This window comes from Bacillus sp. COPE52, from assembly GCF_003355115.1.
GTDB lineage: Bacteria > Bacillota > Bacilli > Bacillales > Bacillaceae_G > Bacillus_A > Bacillus_A toyonensis.
This window is the reverse complement of the sequence record NZ_CP031292.1, coordinates 5185574-5206298: the sequence shown is the minus strand read 5'-3', so window position 1 is coordinate 5206298 and position 20725 is coordinate 5185574. Positions and strand designations below refer to the sequence as shown.

The following is a 20725-nucleotide window of genomic DNA, read 5'->3' as shown; positions in this document are numbered from 1 at the left end:
TTAAGTTTATGTGGAAATAAAAATCTAGATAGGGTTGATTTTGGTCAGAATGAAGAAAATATATACTTTGAAAATAGTCATCTATTTTGCCTAAAAAGAGTTTTACGATTAGTGGACCGAAGTGGAAATTCGATTGTTTCTTACATTGTTAGAGGAATATAAGGATTACATAATATTCGACTAATCCGTTACTGCGGTCATTTTTGAAACTGTTTTAAATAATAAAAAAGAAGGTACGTTACTTCTTAGCGACAATATCTTTTTAGTAAAGATAAGCCTAAATAACCTCCGCTAAAGATTATATACTTAAATGATAAAGAGTTCAACAATACTTCATATATTTTCCAAAAATGAAAAAACGACTGTTTTATGTAGAATCAATCTACAAAACAGTCGTTTTTCCGTATTATATTTCTGTTAAAATTATCGGCTCACCACGTGTTACGACAACTGTATGTTCACATTGTGCAACAAGGCTTTTGTCAGGAGTAACGAATGTCCAACCGTCATCACCGCGTTCGATAATATGATCAGCTTTCATAGAGATAAATGGCTCTACAGCGATAACAAGACCGTCTTTTAGAAGCGCACTATCCATTGGATCATAATAGCTTAAAATGTGGTTTGGTGCTTCATGTAAACTAAGACCGATACCATGACCAGTTAAGTTTTGAATAACATTGTATCCACTTTTATGTGCGAAGTTTGAAACCGCACGACCAATTTGATTTTGTTTTGAACCAGCTTTAACTTTTTTCATTGCTGCCCAAAATGCGTCAACAGCTGCTTGGCAAAGTTTTTCTTTTTCTTCGTCTTTCCCAAGTACAAATGAGATACCCGTATCTGCATAATAACCATCAAGTGCGGCAGATACGTCGACGTTTACTAAGTCGCCTTCTTTTAATACACGATCTCCTGGAATGCCGTGAGCAACTTCTTCATTTACACTAATGCAAGTTACACCAGGGAAATCATATTCTTTTTCAGGTGCAGAAATAGCACCATGCTCATCTAATACTTTTTTACCGATCAAATCAAGCTCTTTCGTTGTCATACCTGGCTTCGCTTCTTTTTTCATTTCTTCACGTGCAAGCGCAACGATGCGGCCGATTTTTCGTAAGCTTTCTAAATCCTGTTCATTACGAATAATCATGAAAACCACTGTCCTTCCTCGAATATATATCTTACCCGATTGTATCATGTTTATTTTCGTCCTGCTACTCGCTTGCGGTATGCGGGTTGATTCCTCACACAAAGAATACATGACAATTGTCATATCGATGTCATGACGCATCATACTGTTTCCTAACTTTTCCAAGGAATACAATGTAAATATAAGAAACAGCGGGGGTGGAGAGATGGAAAAGGTTATTGAGATAAATGGTGTTTCTAAAACATTTAAACATAAAAACGCAGTAAGTAACGTTTCATTTCACGTGGATAAAGGGGAAATAGTAGCATTACTTGGACCAAATGGTGCGGGGAAGACGACGATGATTTCGATGATGCTTGGATTAAAAGATCCTACAGAAGGGACAGTTTCTATATTTGGAAAGAGTCCAAAGCATAGAGGCGTTCGTAATAGCCTTGGGGCAATGTTACAAGAAGTAAGTGTGATTGATAGCATTACAGTGGAAGAGGCAATTGAGCTATTCCGCAGTTATTATACAAACCCGGTAGCGAAAGAAACATTACTACAGTTATCAAATTTGGAATCAGAGCGAAAGCAAAGATGTGAAAAGTTATCAGGTGGGCAAAAAAGAAGATTAAATTTTGCACTCGCACTTGCGGGAAATCCAGATTTGTTATTTTTAGATGAGCCGACAGTTGGAATGGATATTACGTCTCGAAGAACGTTTTGGGAAACGATTAAAAAGTTAGCAAGTGAAGGGAAAACGATTATTTTAACAACACATTATTTAGAGGAAGCAGATGCGTTGGCGAATCGTATTTTATTGTTTGCGAACGGAAAGATTATCGCAGATGGCACACCGGATGAGATGAAAGCGACGATTTCTCGAAAAACCATCTCGTTTTATTCTAAAGAAAAAATCCCTAAGAGTTTACTAAAGGAATTACCGCATGTAACAGAAGTACAGTCAAATGAAGGGCGCTTCACTTTAACGACGGAAGATACAGATGCCACTCTACAAGCAATTTATCAGAAGAATCTACCTGTAACAAATGTTTCTGTTGAACGTGGAAGTCTCGATGAAGCATTTGAACAGTTTGTCGCAAATCAAAAGGGGGAAATTGCATGAAAGCTTTATGGATGCAATGCAAAATAGAAATTTTACGTACGTTCCGTAATAAATTATTTATCTTTTTCTCATTATTAATGCCAGTTATGTTTTACTACATTTTCACAAATGTTGTGCAAGTGCCACAAAACGGAGATGCGTGGAAAGCACATTATTTAATTTCTATGGCGACTTTTAGTATTGTAGGGACTGCACTTTTTAGTTTTGGTGTGAGACTTTCTCAGGAAAGAGGGCAAGGTTGGACACATCTTCTAAAAATTACACCGCTTCCTGAAGGGGCGTATTTAACAGCAAAAATTATCGCTCAAACAGTAGTAAATGCTTTTTCAATCTTAGTTATTTTTATGGCAGGGATATTAATTAATCATGTTGAGTTAACGGTAGGACAATGGATTGGTGCTGGATTATGGTTATTGTTAGGTGTGACACCATTTTTAGCACTCGGAACAGTAATAGGTTCCATTAAGAAGGCGGATGCAGCTGCTGGTCTAGCAAATATTTTAAATATGAGTTTAGCTGTAATTGGCGGGTTATGGATGCCGATTGAAGTATTCCCGAAAATATTAAGAACGATTGGTGAATGGACACCGACATATCATTTTGGAAGCGGTGCGTGGGATATTGTAGCTGGAAAATCAATTGGATGGGAAAATATCGCGGTATTAGGAGGTTATTTCCTTATATTTGTTGTAGTATCAATATATATAAGAAAAAGACAGGAAGCGGTATAAATGATAGAGAAGAAGAGGATTGAGGTTTTTCCGAAACATATGGGATTTTTTCCGTATATGTGGCTCGTGTATTTGTTATTTCCAATTTATAATTTAACACAAGTATCAGGATGGAAACTTGTAATGGGGATCGGTATGTTGATAGTCTTCATTATCACATACCGTCAACTTTATTTTGTTCAGAAGACGTTTGTTTTGTGGGCGTTTATTCAAATGATATTAACCTTTTTATTTGCCATATTTTATAATCCTTTCATGATATTCTTTGGCTTTTTCACGGCAAGTGCGATGGGCTTTGCGCCAAGTAAGAAAGCATTTCGAGTGCTACTATGTCTGTTAGTTGTAATGCTCGGAGCATTTGTATTTGTAAATATGAATCAACTAACACCGGCAAATTTAGTAAATATCGTTCCGATGTTTATTTTAATGCTTCTTACGCCATTTGGTATGCGTAATTTTAATCAGAAAAAGATGTTAAAGAACCAATTAAACGAAGCGAATGAGCAAATTAAAGATTTAGTAAAACGTGAGGAACGGCAGCGAATTGCACGGGATCTTCATGACACGTTAGGTCATACGTTATCTCTTATTACGTTAAAAAGCCAGCTTGTTGAGAAGTTAATCGTAAAAAATCCAGAGCGTGCAAGTGTGGAAGCAAAGGAAATTACACAAACATCTCGTACCGCTTTAAAACAGCTGAGGGAATTAATTTCTGATATGCGCATGATTACAGTAGAAGAAGAGCTTGAGCAAATAAAAGCGATCTTACAAGCTGCTAATATTGAATTAGAAATAGAACAAGAAGCGAGTGCAAGTTCGTTATCACCAATTGAACAAAATATTTTAGGAATGTGTTTACGTGAGGCTGTGACGAATGTTGTAAAACATAGTAAGGCGACGCAGTGTACAGTTTCTGTATTAGAATCACAAGGTGAGCTGATTTTGAAAGTAGAGGATAACGGAATTGGTTTAGAGGATCAAAGCAATGATGGAAATGGTATTCGCGGTATGAAAGAGCGAATTGCTCTTATTGATGGATTTGTTGAACTAAATACGATACATCCAGGGACGCTATTAAAAGTAAAAGTACCAGTTGTCATTAGAACAGGAAAAGATGAGGTGAGGGTATGATTCGAATTATTATTGCGGAAGATCAACGGATGCTTCGTGGTGCATTAGGAGCCCTACTTGATTTAGAAGATGATATGGAAGTGATTGGGCAAGCTGCGAACGGGGAAGAGGCGTTAAAATTAATTGAATCGTTAAAGCCAGATGTAAGTATTATGGATATTGAAATGCCGATTCAAAGTGGATTGGATGTCGCTGAGACTTTAAAGAAAGAAAAATCATCATGCAAAGTAATGATTTTAACAACATTTGCAAGACCTGGTTATTTTGAACGAGCAATGAAAGCTGGTGTGCACGGATATTTGTTAAAAGATAGCCCAAGTGAAGATTTAGCCGCAGCGATTCGTAATGTAATGAAGGGAAAACGAGAAGTTTCTCAAGATTTAATGTTTGGTTTATGGCAGGAGCAAAATCCGTTGTCAGATCGTGAAAAAGAAGTATTGTTACTTGCTAAAGAAGGAAAGACTGCAAATGAAATTGCGAAAACACTTTATCTTTCACCGGGCACAGTACGTAATTATATTTCTGAAGTGTTAACGAAGCTCGACGCGAAAAATAGAATTGAGGCAATTACAATTGCGGAAGAAAAGGGATGGATATGAAAAGAAGTTTACCTACGAACGGTAAACTTCTTTTTTATTATTATACTTCTATTACTCTATTTATTTTTTGTAATGGTTTATAACCATGTGCTTCAAATGCTTTTGCAAATTCATTTGATACGGCATTTCCGTATAAATCTTTTGCAGCTTGTACGATGTGGGATTGGAGTGATTCAAAATCTTCAGCTGAAGTTGCGTAATTTTGCAATGTACGCATAACAACTTTACTTACTTTTTCGTTGCCTTGTTTTTGAACAGCAACATTGTTATATGTTTTACCTTCAGCTAATTGATATAATACGTGGCTGATGATACCAGAATTTACGTGAGACTCTTGATCATTTCCATCGTTATAAAAATCTTGTAAGTTTGTATATAATTTATGACCACCGTCACCAATTTCTCCCGGGATGTCACGGATTGTTAGGCCACCTAGTGTATCACCCATAATCCAGTTTCCCTTATCTTTCTTTACATAATATTCGATTTGCGTGCCCCAAAAATCTGCTAATCCCTCGTTTAACGCAGATGTTTCAGCGCTTGGATATCTCACAATTTTATTCTTTGTCGTACCGCTGAATACAGCATGTCCAAATTCATGGGCTGTTACATCAAGGGCTGAAGTGAGCTTTCCGTTTAAACCATCACCAAATACCATTTGATTCCAAGCAGGGTGCCAAAATGCATTTACATAATCTTCTTTTACACCATCACTAACTTCAGTAGAATCAAAACCGTGTACACTAGCAATAACTTTTGAATCTTTATTATCGTAACTTTTTAGATTATGCTCTTTTTTGAAGTAGTCATAAATATCACTCATATTCTTCATAGCACCCGCTGCTTCTTTATCTGCAAAGTTAGGAGTGCTACTTGAAACTAGTGTCCCTGGATAACCAGCTTGACTATATCCGCCGAGAGAGTCCGCATAGTTTGCATTATAAATATATATGCCAGTTCCGCGTGATAGATCAGCTAAATAAAATTTTCCGTCAGTCCCTTTGGCGATATTGAAAGAGATGTTTTCTTGAAGTGCATTTTTCCCGGTTCCGTGCTCACTTGTGGGGGATAGTCTAGGTGATGTTACTTGATTTATAGTTTTATTCTCTTTATTTTTAATGAATTTTTCTTGGAAGAGTACCTCGCCAGTTTTTAAATCAAGGATTGCATTACCGTTTATAATTTGTTCATTATTTTCGTAAGTAAAGGTAATAACAGTTGCAAATGTGTAATATCCATCTTTTTTCTTATAAACAACGGTTTCGTTGGAGAATTCTGTCTCAGTCGCATCGTTTGGAATTTGAAGTATATCGCGTAATTTAGATTTTACTTCATTTTTCGACAAAAAATTTGTTATAGTAAGATTAGGTTGTTGGTCTAAATTTTGGACAACTTTACCACTAACAGTTGTAATTACTCCATTTTTATCTACGTTTACAATAAGATCTTGGCCATATACTTTATATTTTTTGTAAGTTTGTGCAAGGCGAACTTCGGTTTGATTTTCTTTTGTTTCTTTATTTGTAGGTTGAAAATCAACATTTTTTTCAGTTGTAACTTGCTCTTGTTGAGCTTTAGCCCCGTTTACCTCACCTTTTAAATATTTTTTAGCAATATTCTCTTTCGTATCATTTTGAGGTTCTGTTAATTTTCCGATTGTTAAACCAGGCTGAGCAATTTCAACTTTCACTTCATTTTTGTTTAATTCTTGGGCATGAATAGCTTCTGTGGATAAAGGACAAAGGAGACCGAATGTAACGAATGCACTAGCAAGTTTTCTATAATTCATCTATAACACTCCTAATCTATTGTATGTGAGATGAATTGTATGAAACATTTGCCAGATTTTATATATATTATGCATTATTTCATATCAAAAATTGTCGAATTCACATTATTGTAGTGGTATGACAACTCAAAAAATTAGATTGTTATAATGGGATGGTGAGTAAGTATGCACGCAGAAAAATTAGGAATTGAAATTAAGAAAATTAGGGCGATGAGAGGATTAACACAAAAACAGTTATCCGAGAACATATGTCATCAATCAGAAGTGAGTAGAATTGAATCGGGTGCGGTATACCCAAGTATGGATATATTGCAAGGTATAGCAGCAAAATTACAAGTTCCCATTATTCATTTTTATGAGGTACTCATTTATTCTGATATTGAGAGGAATAAGCAGTTAAAAGATCGAATTATTATGCTTTGTAAGCAAAAAAAATATAAAGAAATTTATAATAGGGTATGGAATGAACTGAAAAAGGAAGAATATCATCCCGAGCTTCAGCAATTTCTTCAATGGCAATATCATGTAGCAGCTTACGTATTGAAAAAAATTGATTACGAATATTGTATTTTAGAATTAAAGAAATTGCTCAATCAACAATTGGCAGGAATAGATGTATATCAGAATCTTTATATTGAAAACGCAATTGCAAACATTTATGCTGAAAATGGCTATTTGAAGAAGGCTATTGAGTTATTTGAAAATATATTAAAACAGTTAGAGACATTGCATGATAATAAAGAATTTGATGTAAAGGTGAGACATAATCATGCAAAAGCATTATACTCAGATAATCAATACGAAGAAGCGCTTTGCCACGCAAATAAAGCTATTGAACTATCGTGTCAAATTAATAGTATGACATTGATTGGACAGCTATACTTTCGAAAAGGTGAATGCCTAGCAAAGCTAGGATGTGATAGAGCAGAAATTGAAGATGCTTACGAAAAAGCATGCTTCTTTTTTGATATGTTAGGAAACCATGCATTAAAAGAATCACTTATAAAAAAAATGAAAAAATAAAAAAGACCTAAAAAACAAATATGCATAATTGCATAAAATGTGGATAAATTTTCATGATATATTTAAAGAAAAAATGCAGGTGATGGAATATGAAGAAACTGCTTATTGGTAGTCTATTAACGTTAGCGATGGCATGGGGTATTTCATTAGGAGATATAGCATTAGAGGAAAGCCAAATAATTTCTCATAATGATCAAGAGGTACAATTAGCTCAAGAGGTACCTTATGAGTACTAAAAAACAACCGTCTTACTTAGGCGGTTGTTTTTTTATGGAGTAACATCCAAACGTCTTTACTAGAAACAGGTTTGCTAATAAAGAATCCTTGAATGTGGTCACAGTTTTGTTCATATAGAAATTTCCATTGTTCTTCTGTTTCTACACCTTCTGCAATAACTTCTAAATTTAATTCTTTTGATAGTGTAATAATGGAAGAGATAATTGCTTCCTCTAAAGGACTTGTTGTAATTCCACAAATAAATTCTCGAGCAATTTTTAATGTGTTGATTGGGTATTTTGTTAAATAAGCTAAAGAACTATAACCAGTTCCAAAGTCATCTATTGAAATTTGAATACCGAGATTTTGAAGCTGTTCTAGCTTTGCAATTACAGATTGATTTTGATTAATAGCGATACTTTCCGTAATTTCAATATCTAGTGCTTCTGGTTTTAACTGTGTTTCTTCTAACACTTTTGAAATAGTTGAGATTAAATTTGCATGGTTAAATTGAACAACAGATAAATTCACACCAACTTTTAAGTGGGAAAATCCTTGTTTATGCCACTTTCTTGCTTCCAAGCAAGCTGTGCGTAAAATCCAATTGCCTAGTTCAATAATAAAACCTGTTTCCTCTGCTAGAGGGATAAATTGGGCAGGAGATACGATGCCTAGTTTTGGATGCTTCCAACGAATTAACGCTTCAAAACCGATAATTTGTTTTGTTTTTGTGCTTACTTGTGGTTGGTATTCAAGGAAAAATTCATTTTGTTGTAATGCTTTTGAAAGTTCGCCTTCTAAGAATTGAATCTCATTTTGCGCAATACTTATTTCTTTTGAGAAGAAAACAAATCGATTTTTTCCATTTGCTTTCGCGCGATACATAGCCATATCAGCATTTTTCATTAATTCGGTTACATCATTTCCATAATCAGGATACATTGCGATGCCGATGCTTGGTGTAATAGATAGTTCTTCATCTTTAATGAAGAATGGCTTGTTTAAGATGGTTAAAATCTGTTCAGCTATAAAAGTAGCACTTTTTTCTGAGTACATATCTGGTAATAGGATTGTAAATTCATCTCCGCCTTGACGGGCAACAATATCCTTTGAACGCAAACATCCGCGTAATCTTTTTGCTACTTCAATTAATAATAAATCTCCGACATCATGACCGAGTCGATCGTTAATTTTTTTAAATCGATCTAAGTCGAGGAACATGACGGCAATATCATTTGCACTAGTTTGAGCTGTATTTAAAATAGCCTTTAAATCTTTTTCGAATTTGCGGCGATTTGGTAATCCAGTAAGTGCATCATGAAAAGCTAAATGTTCTACTTGTTTTTGTTTTTCATATAAAGTTGTAATATCACGCGCTATCCCAAACATCCCAACAACTTCTTTATTTATAAAGGTAGGGATGAGTGTAATGTGAAGGTAATAGTAATAGCCTTCTTTTTCTTTCGTACGAACCTCTAAAGTTTGTGGCCTACCTTCTTTTGTTATTTGTAACGCCCTTTTTAGTAAATCATGATCTTTTGGATCAATAAAGTGCAGAAGGGAATAGCTTGCTACTTCACAATAGTAAGCAGTAAATAAGCTTTCACAAGCTGTATTAGATTGCTGAAAAATACCATGCATATTTAAAGAGAAAACGGCATCAGGATGATCTTCAAATAAAGATTTATAACGTTGTTCACTTTTTGATAACGCAGAAGCACCTTCTTCAACTTCACCCTCTAGTTGTGTAGTCAACTGTTCGTACGTATCAATTAATGCTTGATTATCTTTCCACATGTAAAGTTGTCGTAAGAATAACAAGATGAGTGATAATACGAGACCAATTAACATGAATTTATCGTCCCAAGGTTGAATGATAATAAAGGAAAAAGTAATGATTATACTAAAATAAGGTAATATAAAGCGTACATAATCAAATCGATAATATTTCGTTTTTGTTTCATGTTGTATTGGTTTATCTAAAATATATAGTATAGAAGATAAACCGATTAATAAAATTGAAGCGGTATGTATTAAATAAGAGACTTCAGAAGAAGTTTCCATTCCTTTGTTTAACTGGAACAGGTGTATATATCCATACACGAGTATGATAGTAAAGCCGATAATTAATGAGATTCTACTAGAAGAATATTGTTCTCTTCTATATAAGCTAATAACGGCATAAATTACTAATGATTGTGCAATAAAGTAGCTAATTAAAATCCACGTATCCGTTGTTAGCATGCGGAAACTTGAAATGTCCAAAATAAAGGTTAAGGTAAAATAAATATTCATAATAATGATAAAGATGCTATCGAATGAAAACTGTGCAAGGCCCCTAATAGAGTAATGTTTTATGAACTTTATAGCAAAGCCAGAAAAGAGCAAAACATATTGTATGATAAAAAAGGGTAATGCTCTATATGAGAATAAAACTTGTTCATATATAGAAAGTGAATGAAGAAATAAAGTTATCTCCATAGTCAATCCACATAGGCAAGTGCACAGTATTAAAACCCAAAATAGTTTGTCACCGCGCTTCATCTTCTTAATTGCTTTATATAAGCAATTACAAGAAAAGAATGTAGCAAAACAAAATAAGAAGAGAATTCCAATTTCTTTTATATGTAAGTCCTTAGGAATAAGGAATATCCAAAGAGAAAATACAATTATATACATCATGACAAATTGTACATATTTTTTTTGATTAATCATATGATGACTCCGTTTCAATAAAGTTGAATCGCAGGATGAAAATGCTAATTTAAATAATATCATATAAAATAGGAACTTTTTTACTATAAGAATTACTTTTTGAAAAAAACAACGCAACATGACAATTTACCATTGTAATGTTGCGCCATTTATTCTTTTGATTCCTTTTATAGAAGAAAGCTCACTTATTAATTGTAACATTGCTAAATCTTTCTGTTTACTTTCAATCATAATATCAAAATTATAATTAATTTTTTTTGCAATGTGTAAAAAGGGCTTAATAAATTCTAAATTAATATAATCTGCATGAGCCCTAAATTCTTTTTCTGATTTAGGAGAGGAAATATGAACTTTAGGTGGGATATTTGTATGTGACCAAGTTTCAAAAATTGCAGGAAGTAATTCTTCTAGTGATTCTTCGCAAAGATTAGCCATGTGATGATGATAATCAAATACGAAAGGGATCTTTTCTTTTTGGCAAATTGATAAAGTTTCAGCAGTTGTATATGTTTTATCATCATTTTCTAGAGTCATTTGTTTTTTTATATGTGCAGGAAGTTTTTTTATGTTTTCATGGAAGCGTCCAACTGCTGCTTCTTTATTTCCGTAGGCACCACCTACATGAATGTTAATGTAAGAAGAATCTGCAATTCCTATCGCATGTAATACTTTATAATGATAGGTCATATCCGTAACTGCATTAGTTGTAATATGCGGCTTATCGCTTGTGAATAATGTAAATTGATTTGGGTGAAAACTTACTCGTAAATTGTGCTCTTGAATTAACGACCCTATTTTACGCCAAAGCGGCATGAATGCTCCAATATAATCAAATTCAACTTCAGGGTGTGTTGCAAGTGGAACGATGGAAGAAGAAAGACGATATAATGGGATTTCATGTGCGATATTGTAATGAAGGATACGTATTGTATGTTCTAAATTTTGCCTTGTAACATCGTATAGTTTATCCTCTCGCTCTTGTTTATTGAGTTTTTTAAAAGTTGTAAATGTCATCGTTTTAGCAGGAGAACAGTCCCACAATGCCATTGCATGTGAGACGTATCCAAACCGCATAATCATAAGGAATACACCTCTTTTATTCATCACCTTTCTTATAAGAAGAAAGCAAGTATCGTTCCTATCCATTCCTTTCCTCTATCTATAAGGGAAAGCGGGCTGACATCGTCATAGGAAAGTAATGACGCATTTTTTAAATCTTCATGGAATTTATTTTTTACCACCTGTATGAAGTGCCTATCATATAAGAGGCAGTTGATTTCATGGTTACTATATAAACTTCTCATATCAAAGTTTGCAGTTCCAACATCGCAAATATCATCGTCCACTATAATAACTTTAGCGTGAAAAAAACCTTGTTGAAATGCGTAAATATTGCAACCAGCCCGTATTAACTTTCGGCAGTACGGGAATTTCGCTTCTCGAACGAGGGCATGATCAGCCTTTTCTGGAACGAGAATTGTTATTTGGACCCCTCTTTCTCGTGCTTTTAATAGAGCGTTCATAATTTTTTTGCCAGGAATGAAATATGGTGTACCGATAAAAAGTTCCTTTTTCGCACTTTTAATTAAATGTAAAAAGGTATGTTGTAAATAGGCACCATCGGTTGGAATGAATTGATGTAGGATGGTACCAGGTTCCTGTTTCGGAAAATAAAGAGGAGCATCCAATAAATTTTGGTTCGTATCATCCAACCAGTCATGTAAAAATTGTTTTTGTAAATCTTGAACGCCTTCTCCTGTAAGACGTAAATGATAGTCTCGCCATAATCCTAATTGCTCATTATGTCCCAAATATTCCTCGCCGATATTAAATCCCCCAATATAACTAATTTTCCCGTCAATCACTGTAATTTTTCTATGATTGCGTTGATTGGCAGAAAAGAAAGGGAAAGGGAATCTGACTTTATGACAAAAAGAAAAAGAGACACCATGTTTTTGTAGGGAACGAATTGCTTCATTTGATAAATAATGGCTACCAAATCGATCAAGTAACAGTCTTACTTCAATGCCTTCTTTTGCCTTATCAATAAGTAACTTTAAAAATTCACGACTGATCTTATCATTTTTTACAATGAAGAATAAAACGTGAATGTGGTGCTGGGCTTGTTTTATATCAGTAAATAAAGCATCGTATAAATCTTTCCCATATGTATAAAGGTGAAAATCACTTTGACGTAAAGGGAAAGTACGGGAACGCACACGTTTTAAATGAAGAAGTCTCCCATATGAAAGGTCAATTGTGATCCAAAGAGTAACGCATATGAATAAGAGAGAGAAATAGAACATGAGTGAAGTCCCTCCTTTGCATTCTTTTCACCTTCAGTGTGTTACAAATGATATGGGGAGTAAGAATGCTACCAAAAATTTAACTAGAAGATAGCACGGTTTGTTCATTAAAGTTTCACTTTATCCCGCTTCAACGGACAGTAAGACAATCGCCTTAAAATCCGCTGAATACGAGGAAGCTAGGTTGAAATCAACTGCCCGTAAAAGCCCGATTGATTTAACTAATAATTAGTGGGGGATGGACAGTCCCCACTGACTAAAGTTTCACTTTATAGTTTCACCCAAATAAACAGGTTTATTAAAAAATATGTTGTTGTATAACAAAAAACTGTTGACTGAATGCTCACTCATTATATAATGAAGGTAGGGGATAAAATTCAGAAAATTATATGTTTTTGAAGATTCTAAAAAAGAAAGAAGGCTTACAAAGAGAGGGGTAGCATAAAAATGAATAGCTTACTGATCATGAATTGGCTGGCTGCCATTGCTGTTATTGCTTATGCGGGATATTTGTTTGTATATCTTATACGAACGAGAATGGCCTACATACAATTAGGAAAAAAGATTGAATTTGACCGTCGCTTCAAAGAACGTTGGGATCTTCTTAAGGTCAATGTTTTCGGTCAGAAAAAGCTGCTGAAAGATAAAAAGAGCGGCATTATTCACGTTATGTTTTTTTACGGATTTATTCTTGTCCAATTTGGAGCAATTGACTTCGTTTGGAAAGGACTCGCACCAGGATCGCATCTTCCACTTGGACCACTATACCCTGCATTTACATTCTTCCAGGAAATTGTCACACTCGTTATATTAATCGCAGTCTTTTGGGCTTTTCATAGACGTTATGTTGAGAAGCTAGTTCGTTTGAAACGTAATTTTAAATCAGGTCTTGTTCTTATCTTTATCGGTGGTTTAATGATTTCTGTACTACTTGGTAATGGGATGGGAATTATATGGCACGGCGAGGAACTTTCATGGAGTGAACCGATTGCTTCTGCAATCGCTTACGTTTTCTCGGGAATAAATGAAACCGTAGCCATTTCAGTGTTCTATTTTTCTTGGTGGGTGCATCTACTAATTTTGTTAACATTTTTAGTCTATGTTCCACAATCAAAACATGCACATTTAATTGCTGGACCAGCTAACGTTTTCTTCGGTCGTCTCTCAAATCCAGGGAAGCTTGAAAAGATTGATTTTGAAGATGAAACGCAAGAAACATTTGGTGTTGGTAAAATTGAAGACTTTAGACAAAATCAGCTTATTGATTTATACGCTTGTGTAGAGTGTGGGCGCTGTACAAATATGTGTCCGGCAACAGGAACAGGAAAAATGTTATCACCGATGGATTTAATTTTAAAACTTCGGGATCATTTAACTGATAAAGGAGCGGCGGTAACATCGAAAGCACCTTGGGTTCCAGTAGTTGCTTTTAATAATACACAAGGAAATCAATTAGCGATGATGGCAGCTGGAAAAGGGCAGCAAGAATCAGCAGCTACAGCGCTAGCTTACGATCCGAGTTTAATCGGAGATGTTATTACAGAAGAAGAAATTTGGGCTTGTACAACGTGCCGTAACTGTGAAGATCAGTGTCCGGTTATGAATGAGCATGTTGACAAAATTATTGATTTACGCCGCTATCTTGTTTTAACAGAAGGAAAGATGGATGCGGAAGCGCAGCGTGCGATGACGAATATCGAGCGTCAAGGGAATCCATGGGGTCTGAACCGTAAAGAGCGTGAAACATGGCGCCAAGGTGATGATGAAGTAACAGTTCCGACTGTAAAAGAAAAATCAAAAGCTGGCGAGGAGTTCGAATATTTATTCTGGGTAGGTTCGATGGGATCATATGACAATCGTAGTCAGAAGATTGCGATATCGTTTGCGAAGTTAATGAACGAAGCAGGCGTCTCATTCGCGATTCTTGGTAATAAAGAAAAGAACTCTGGAGATACACCGCGCCGCCTTGGAAATGAGTTCGTATTCCAAGAGATGGCAACAAAGAATATCGAAGAATTTGAAAAAGCAGGAGTGAAGAAAATCGTTACGATTGATCCTCATGCTTATAACACATTCAAAAATGAGTATCCAGACTTTGGCTTACAAGCAGAAGTCTATCATCATACAGAATTGTTAGCTCAGTGGGTGAAGGAAGGACTCTTAAAACCTGTTCACGCTATTGAGGAGACAGTTACGTACCATGATTCCTGTTATTTAGGACGATACAACGAAGTGTACGAAGCACCGCGCGATATTTTGAAAGCAATTCCTGGTGTGAATCTTGTAGAAATGGCACGTAACCGTGAAACAGGAATGTGCTGTGGCGCAGGTGGTGGCTTAATGTGGATGGAGGAGACAACGGGTTCTCGTATTAACGTTGCTCGTACAGAACAAGCACTAGCTGTGCAACCATCCATTATCGGTACAGGTTGTCCGTATTGCTTAACGATGATTAGTGATGGGACGAAAGCGAAGGAAGTAGAAGAGAAAGTTCAAACACTTGATGTAACAGAGATTTTAGAACGATCTGTTATCGGACAGAAGAAAGAAGCAATGTAGTTTGTAAGCATGTATACAACTTTAGAAAGAGGTGCAATTATTGCACCTCTTCTCAACGCAAGGATACCGAGCGAGCGCTCGGTACTAAAAAAGAAACGGGGGAAAGAAACATGAATAAGACAGTTATTTTAAGTGCTGCAAGAACACCGGTTGGAAAATTTGGAGGATCTTTAAAAGATGTGAAGGCAACAGAACTTGGAGGAATTGCAATTAAAGCAGCGCTTGAAAGAGCAGATGTTTCTGCTAGTGATGTTGAAGAAGTTATATTTGGAACGGTTATTCAAGGTGGACAGGGGCAAATTCCATCTCGTCAAGCTGCGAGAGCTGCTGGAATCCCTTGGGAAGTGCAGACGGAAACAGTAAATAAAGTTTGTGCATCGGGACTTCGTGCGGTTACGTTAGCAGATCAAATTATTCGTACTGGTGATCAATCACTTATTGTAGCTGGTGGAATGGAATCGATGAGTAACAGTCCTTACATTTTACGAGGTGCAAGATGGGGATACAGAATGGGTAACAACGAAGTTATCGATTTAAATGTTGCAGATGGTTTAACATGCGCATTTTCAGGCATACACATGGGCGTTTATGGCGGCGAAGTTGCGAAGGAAGACGGAATCTCTCGCGAAGCCCAAGATGAATGGGCATATCGTAGTCATCAGCGTGCGGTTTCAGCGCATAAAGAAGGGCGCTTTGAAGAGGAAATTGTACCAGTAACAATTCCGCAAAGAAAAGGCGATCCTATTGTTGTTGCTAAAGATGAGGCGCCGCGTGAAGATACAACAATTGAAAAGTTAGCGAAATTAAAACCTGTATTTGATAAGACATCGTCAGTAACAGCTGGTAACGCTCCAGGACTGAATGATGGCGGTGCTGCACTTGTATTAATGAGCGAGGACAGAGCGAAGCAAGAAGGAAGAAAGCCTTTGGCGACGATTTTAGCACATACGGCAATCGCGGTAGAATCAAAAGATTTCCCAAGAACGCCAGGTTATGCAATTAACGAATTATTGAAAAAGACCGGCAAGACAATTGAAGACATCGATTTATTCGAGATTAATGAAGCGTTTGCGGCAGTAGCAATTGCGAGTACAGAGATTGCAGGTATTGACCCAGAAAAATTGAATGTAAATGGCGGCGCGGTTGCAATGGGACACCCAATTGGAGCAAGCGGAGCGCGTATTATCGTTACACTTATCCATGCACTGAAGCAGCGCGGCGGCGGAATTGGAATTGCTTCGATTTGTAGCGGTGGCGGTCAAGGTGATGCAGTGATGATTGAGGTTCATTAATTTACGGCGAGAAAACGATTCATTTATTACAGACTTATATTAAGGGGGAAGAAAGAATGGGTGTACAAAAAATAGTTGTAATTGGTGCGGGACAAATGGGATCGGGAATTGCGCAAGTATGTGCAATGGCAGGATATGATGTGAAGATTCAAGATTTAAAACAAGAGCAATTAGATAGAGGGTTAGCTATCATTACGAAAAACTTAGTGCGTCAAGTAGAAAAAGGACGCATGAAGGAAGAAGAGAAAGAGGAAACGTTAAATCGTCTTACAGTAACGCTTGATTTAGATTGTGTGAAAGAAGCTGATCTTGTTATTGAAGCAGCTGTTGAGAAAATGGATATTAAAAAGAAAATATTTGCGAATTTAGATGAAATTGCTCCAGATCATACAATTTTAGCAACGAATACGTCATCTCTTCCAATTACTGAAATTGCAGCGGTAACGAAACGCCCAGAAAAAGTAATCGGTATGCACTTTATGAATCCAGTTCCCGTTATGAAGCTTGTTGAAATTATTCGTGGATTGGCTACAGATGATGCGGTATATGAAACGATTGAAGATATTACGAAGAAAATTGGGAAAGTACCAGTTGAAGTAAATGATTTCCCAGGGTTTGTATCGAACCGTATTTTATTACCGATGATTAACGAAGCAATCTATACGTTATATGAAGGTGTAGCGACGAAAGAAGCGATTGATGAAGTAATGAAACTTGGCATGAATCATCCGATGGGCCCTTTAACGCTCGCTGATTTTATCGGTTTAGATACGTGTTTATACATTATGGAAGTGTTGCATGAAGGATTAGGAGATAGTAAATATCGCCCATGTCCATTACTACGTAAGTACGTAAATGCAGGGTGGTTAGGGCGTAAAACGGGCCGTGGTTTCTACGTTTATGAGTAAATCCCTCCTTGTATAGAGTAGTGGTCTTACCAACTTGTTAAAAGATATATAGCAAATGGAGGCGGAGTATATGAACTTTCGTTTTAATGAAGAGCAACAGATGATGAGGAAAATGGTTCGGGATTTTGCACAGAAGGAAATAGCACCCTTTGTTCCTAGCATGGAACAAGGGGTGTTCCCGACAGAGATTTTGCAAAAGATGGGTGAGCTTGGATTAATGGGTATTCCAGCGCCTGCAAAATACGGCGGCGCAGAAATGGATTTTATTTCTTACATTTTAGCAATTGAGGAAATCTCAAAAGTAAGCGCAACGGTTGGTGTAATTTTAGCTGTACATACGTCAGTTGGAATGAACCCGATTTTATACTTTGGAACAGAAGAGCAGAAGCAGAAGTATGTTTCTAAGCTTGCGGCTGGTGAATATTTAGGTGCATTCGCCTTAACTGAGCCAAATGCTGGATCAGATGCAGGGAGTTTGAAATCACGAGCTGTCAAGAAAGGTGATAATTACATCATTAATGGATCGAAAGTATTTATTACAAATGGCGGCGAAGCAAGTACATACATCGTTTTCGCTTCTACAAATCCAGATGCAGGAAAAAGTGGTATTTCTGCATTTATTGTAGAGAAAGATACGCCAGGCTTAATTATCGGAAAAGATGAACATAAGATGGGACTTCTCGGTTCTCGTACAGTTCAACTTACGTTCGAAGATATGATAGTGCCGGCTGAGAATTTACTCGGTGAAGAGGGACAAGGATTCAAGGTAGCGATGGCGAATTTAGATGTTGGACGAATTGGAATCGGGGCGCAGGCGTTAGGGATCGCGGAAGCGGCGCTCGCATGTGCGATAGATTATGCAAAGGAACGAGAGCAATTCGGGAAGCCGATTGCGGCGCAGCAAGGGATTGGCTTCAAACTTGCAGATATGGCGACAAGTGTGGAGGCGGCGCGATTACTTGTATATAGGGCTGCATCGCTTAGAGCACAAGGATTACCATGCGGTAAAGAAGCGTCTATTGCGAAGTTATTTGCTTCTAAGACAGCAGTTGAAGTTGCAATTGAAGCGGTACAAGTATTTGGCGGTTACGGTTATACGAAAGATTATCCGGTAGAGAGATTTTTCCGTGATGCGAAGATTACGCAAATTTATGAAGGAACGAGTGAGATACAAAAACTTGTTATTAGCCGTGCTTTATAAAGGGAAGAGGGGGAGACGGAAATGCATTTTAAATTATCAGAAGAACATGAAATGATAAGAAAAATGGTTCGGGATTTTGCTAAGAACGAAGTAGCACCAACGGCAGCTGAGCGTGATGAGGAAGAGAGATTTGACCGCGAGCTATTTGATCATATGGCTGAGCTTGGTTTGACAGGTATTCCATGGCCTGAAGAGTATGGTGGAATTGGAAGCGATTACTTAGCGTACGTAATTGCGATCGAAGAATTATCACGCGTTTGTGCTTCTACAGGTGTAACGCTGTCCGCGCATACTTCACTTGCTGGGTGGCCGATTTTTAAATTCGGAACGGAGGAGCAAAAGCAAAAGTTTTTGCGACCGATGGCTGAAGGGAAGAAAATTGGTGCATACGGTTTAACAGAACCGAGTTCTGGATCAGATGCTGGTGGAATGAAGACAATCGCCAAAAGAGATGGAGACCATTACATATTAAATGGATCGAAAATTTTCATTACAAATGGCGGTATTGCTGACATTTATGTTGTTTTTGCGTTAACAGATCCTGAATCGAAGCAGCGCGGCACGAGCGCATTTATTGTGGAAAGCGACACGCTAGGATTTTCGGTTGGGAAGAAGGAAAGTAAACTAGGGATTCGCTCTTCGCCAACGACTGAAATTATGTTTGAAGATTGCCGTATTCCTGTAGAAAATCTACTAGGAGAAGAAGGGCAAGGATTTAAGATTGCAATGCAAACGTTAGATGGCGGTCGTAACGGTATTGCTGCACAAGCAGTTGGTATTGCACAAGGGGCTTTAGATGCTTCTGTAGAATATGCAAGAGAGCGCCATCAATTTGGAAAGCCGATTGCGGCGCAGCAAGGGATTGGCTTTAAACTTGCGGATATGGCAACGGATGTAGAGGCTGCGCGCCTTTTAACATATCAAGCTGCGTGGCTTGAATCGGAAGGGCTTCCATATGGGAAAGAGTCAGCGATGTCAAAAGTATTTGCAGGTGATACAGCGATGAAGGTGACGACTGAAGCTGTGCAAGTATTTGGTGGTTACGGTTATACGAAAGATTATCCAGTAGAGCGTTATATGCGAGATGCAAAGATTACACAGATTTATGAAGGAACACAAGAAATTCAAAGGCTCGTAATTTCTCGTATGTTAACGAAGTAGGGGCAAAGGCGTAGGTATTTTCCTACGCTTTTTCCTTCCAAAAAATAATAGAGAGAGGTGAAGGGGATGGTTAAACATAATGTGCATGCGTCAGTAAAAGATGAAAAATTAGTTGCGTTAAGGCGTGAACAAATGATTAAAGGTGCGGTGCAACTGTTTAAGCAAAAAGGATTCCCGCGTACAACAACGAGAGAGATTGCAAAAGCGGCCGGATTTAGTATCGGAACACTATATGAATACATTCGTACGAAAGATGACGTGTTATATTTAGTTTGTGATAGTATTTATGAACATGTAAAAGAACGATTAGAGGAAGTAGTATGCACGGAGAAAGGAAGTATAGACAGTTTAAAAATAGCGATAACAAATTACTTTAAAGTGATGGACGAATTGCAAGAAGAAGTATTAATCATGTATCAAGAAGTACGGTTTTTACCGAAAGAATCACTCCCATACGTACTAGAGAAAGAGTTTCAAATGGTAGGAATGTTTGAGAATATTTTAGAACAATGTACAGAAAATGGAACATTTATATTAAATAAAAAAGAAATACAGCTTCTTGCACATAACATTTTCATACAAGGACAGATGTGGGGATTTAGACGTTGGGCGCTGCAAAAACTGTATACGCTCGAAGAATATACAGAAATGCAAATTAGGTATGTGTTGCAAGGGGCGCATATGCTTCCGAAGTAAGGAATGGAAAAATTATAATTTTATTACTATATAAAGTGAGGGTGTTCATCCAAAGCTGATTAGTAGCCTTCACAAATCAGGCGTTTACAGGTAGCGGGGCTTCCGCCTAACTTCTTTGCTCCAGCCGAATGTTGAGG

Annotated in this window: 16 protein-coding genes and 1 pseudogene; 12 read left to right on the top strand and 5 right to left on the bottom strand. The window is 36.8% G+C overall.

From position 1 onward, the window contains the following. Window positions 1-406: 406 nt before the first annotated feature. Complete coding sequence (gene map, locus DPQ31_RS26465) at window positions 407-1201, bottom strand: type I methionyl aminopeptidase (protein ID WP_002106654.1); 795 nt, start codon at window positions 1199-1201, stop codon at window positions 407-409. 157 nt (window positions 1202-1358) lie between these two features. Between map and DPQ31_RS26460 the strand changes: the two genes are divergently transcribed. Genes DPQ31_RS26460 through DPQ31_RS26445 form a run of 4 tightly spaced genes read left to right on the top strand, consistent with a single transcriptional unit; the run spans window position 1359 to window position 4722 of the window. Beyond that, window positions 1359-2261: an ABC transporter ATP-binding protein gene (locus DPQ31_RS26460; RefSeq protein ID WP_097958198.1), complete on the top strand. Its 903-nt coding sequence runs from the start codon at window positions 1359-1361 to the stop codon at window positions 2259-2261. Continuing rightward, window positions 2258-2992: an ABC transporter permease gene (locus DPQ31_RS26455; RefSeq protein WP_000646291.1), complete on the top strand. Its 735-nt coding sequence runs from the start codon at window positions 2258-2260 to the stop codon at window positions 2990-2992. The genes DPQ31_RS26460 and DPQ31_RS26455 overlap by 4 nt, the downstream gene beginning before the upstream one ends. Then, the gene (locus DPQ31_RS26450; RefSeq protein ID WP_097958199.1) at window positions 2993-4123 is read left to right on the top strand and encodes a sensor histidine kinase; all 1131 of its coding nucleotides are present in this window, start codon (window positions 2993-2995) and stop codon (window positions 4121-4123) included. Next, a complete protein-coding gene (locus tag DPQ31_RS26445) occupies window positions 4120-4722 on the top strand; it encodes a response regulator transcription factor (protein WP_000619274.1) in 603 nt (200 codons plus the stop codon). Before DPQ31_RS26450 ends, DPQ31_RS26445 begins: the two co-directional genes overlap by 4 nt. Before the next feature lie 40 nt (window positions 4723-4762). Here the strand turns inward: DPQ31_RS26445 and DPQ31_RS26440 are convergent, their stop codons facing one another. After that, on the bottom strand, window positions 4763-6511 hold the full coding sequence (locus DPQ31_RS26440) for a M4 family metallopeptidase (protein WP_208731232.1): 1749 nt from the start codon (window positions 6509-6511) through the stop codon (window positions 4763-4765). Between the two features lie 165 nt (window positions 6512-6676). Between DPQ31_RS26440 and DPQ31_RS26435 the strand changes: the two genes are divergently transcribed. Beyond that, on the top strand, window positions 6677-7534 hold the full coding sequence (locus DPQ31_RS26435) for a helix-turn-helix domain-containing protein (RefSeq protein WP_097958203.1): 858 nt from the start codon (window positions 6677-6679) through the stop codon (window positions 7532-7534). Between the two features lie 89 nt (window positions 7535-7623). Beyond that, on the top strand, window positions 7624-7770 hold the full coding sequence (gene papR, locus DPQ31_RS26430; RefSeq protein ID WP_087971147.1) for a quorum-sensing peptide PapR: 147 nt from the start codon (window positions 7624-7626) through the stop codon (window positions 7768-7770). A gap of 16 nt (window positions 7771-7786) precedes the next feature. Here the strand turns inward: papR and DPQ31_RS26425 are convergent, their stop codons facing one another. From DPQ31_RS26425 to cls, 3 genes are all read right to left on the bottom strand, one after another. Next, the gene (locus tag DPQ31_RS26425) at window positions 7787-10465 is read right to left on the bottom strand and encodes a DUF4084 domain-containing protein (protein WP_208731231.1); all 2679 of its coding nucleotides are present in this window, start codon (window positions 10463-10465) and stop codon (window positions 7787-7789) included. Between the two features lie 126 nt (window positions 10466-10591). Further along, on the bottom strand, window positions 10592-11545 hold the full coding sequence (uvsE, locus tag DPQ31_RS26420) for a UV DNA damage repair endonuclease UvsE (protein WP_140154198.1): 954 nt from the start codon (window positions 11543-11545) through the stop codon (window positions 10592-10594). Window positions 11546-11577: 32 nt separating this feature from the next. After that, window positions 11578-12771: a cardiolipin synthase gene (gene cls, locus DPQ31_RS26415; RefSeq protein ID WP_000499186.1), complete on the bottom strand. Its 1194-nt coding sequence runs from the start codon at window positions 12769-12771 to the stop codon at window positions 11578-11580. A gap of 447 nt (window positions 12772-13218) precedes the next feature. Here cls and DPQ31_RS26410 point away from each other — a divergent pair, with 447 nt between their 5' ends. The 6 genes and pseudogenes from DPQ31_RS26410 to DPQ31_RS26385 all read left to right on the top strand — a co-directional run bounded on the left by DPQ31_RS26410 (window position 13219) and on the right by DPQ31_RS26385 (window position 20588). Further along, window positions 13219-15330: a (Fe-S)-binding protein gene (locus DPQ31_RS26410; RefSeq protein ID WP_087950828.1), complete on the top strand. Its 2112-nt coding sequence runs from the start codon at window positions 13219-13221 to the stop codon at window positions 15328-15330. Window positions 15331-15339: 9 nt separating this feature from the next. Continuing rightward, window positions 15340-16622: pseudogene (locus DPQ31_RS26405) on the top strand (acetyl-CoA C-acetyltransferase). Window positions 16623-16678: 56 nt separating this feature from the next. Further along, window positions 16679-17530, top strand: a complete 852-nt coding sequence (locus DPQ31_RS26400) for a 3-hydroxybutyryl-CoA dehydrogenase (protein ID WP_000538854.1) — start codon at window positions 16679-16681, stop codon at window positions 17528-17530. A gap of 70 nt (window positions 17531-17600) precedes the next feature. Then, entirely contained in the window at window positions 17601-18731 is a 1131-nt protein-coding gene (locus DPQ31_RS26395; RefSeq protein ID WP_001011192.1) for an acyl-CoA dehydrogenase, read from the top strand. A gap of 21 nt (window positions 18732-18752) precedes the next feature. Next, window positions 18753-19892: an acyl-CoA dehydrogenase AcdA gene (acdA, locus tag DPQ31_RS26390; RefSeq protein WP_000545536.1), complete on the top strand. Its 1140-nt coding sequence runs from the start codon at window positions 18753-18755 to the stop codon at window positions 19890-19892. Between the two features lie 66 nt (window positions 19893-19958). Then, on the top strand, window positions 19959-20588 hold the full coding sequence (locus DPQ31_RS26385; protein ID WP_000238592.1) for a TetR/AcrR family transcriptional regulator: 630 nt from the start codon (window positions 19959-19961) through the stop codon (window positions 20586-20588). Window positions 20589-20725: the final 137 nt, after the last annotated feature.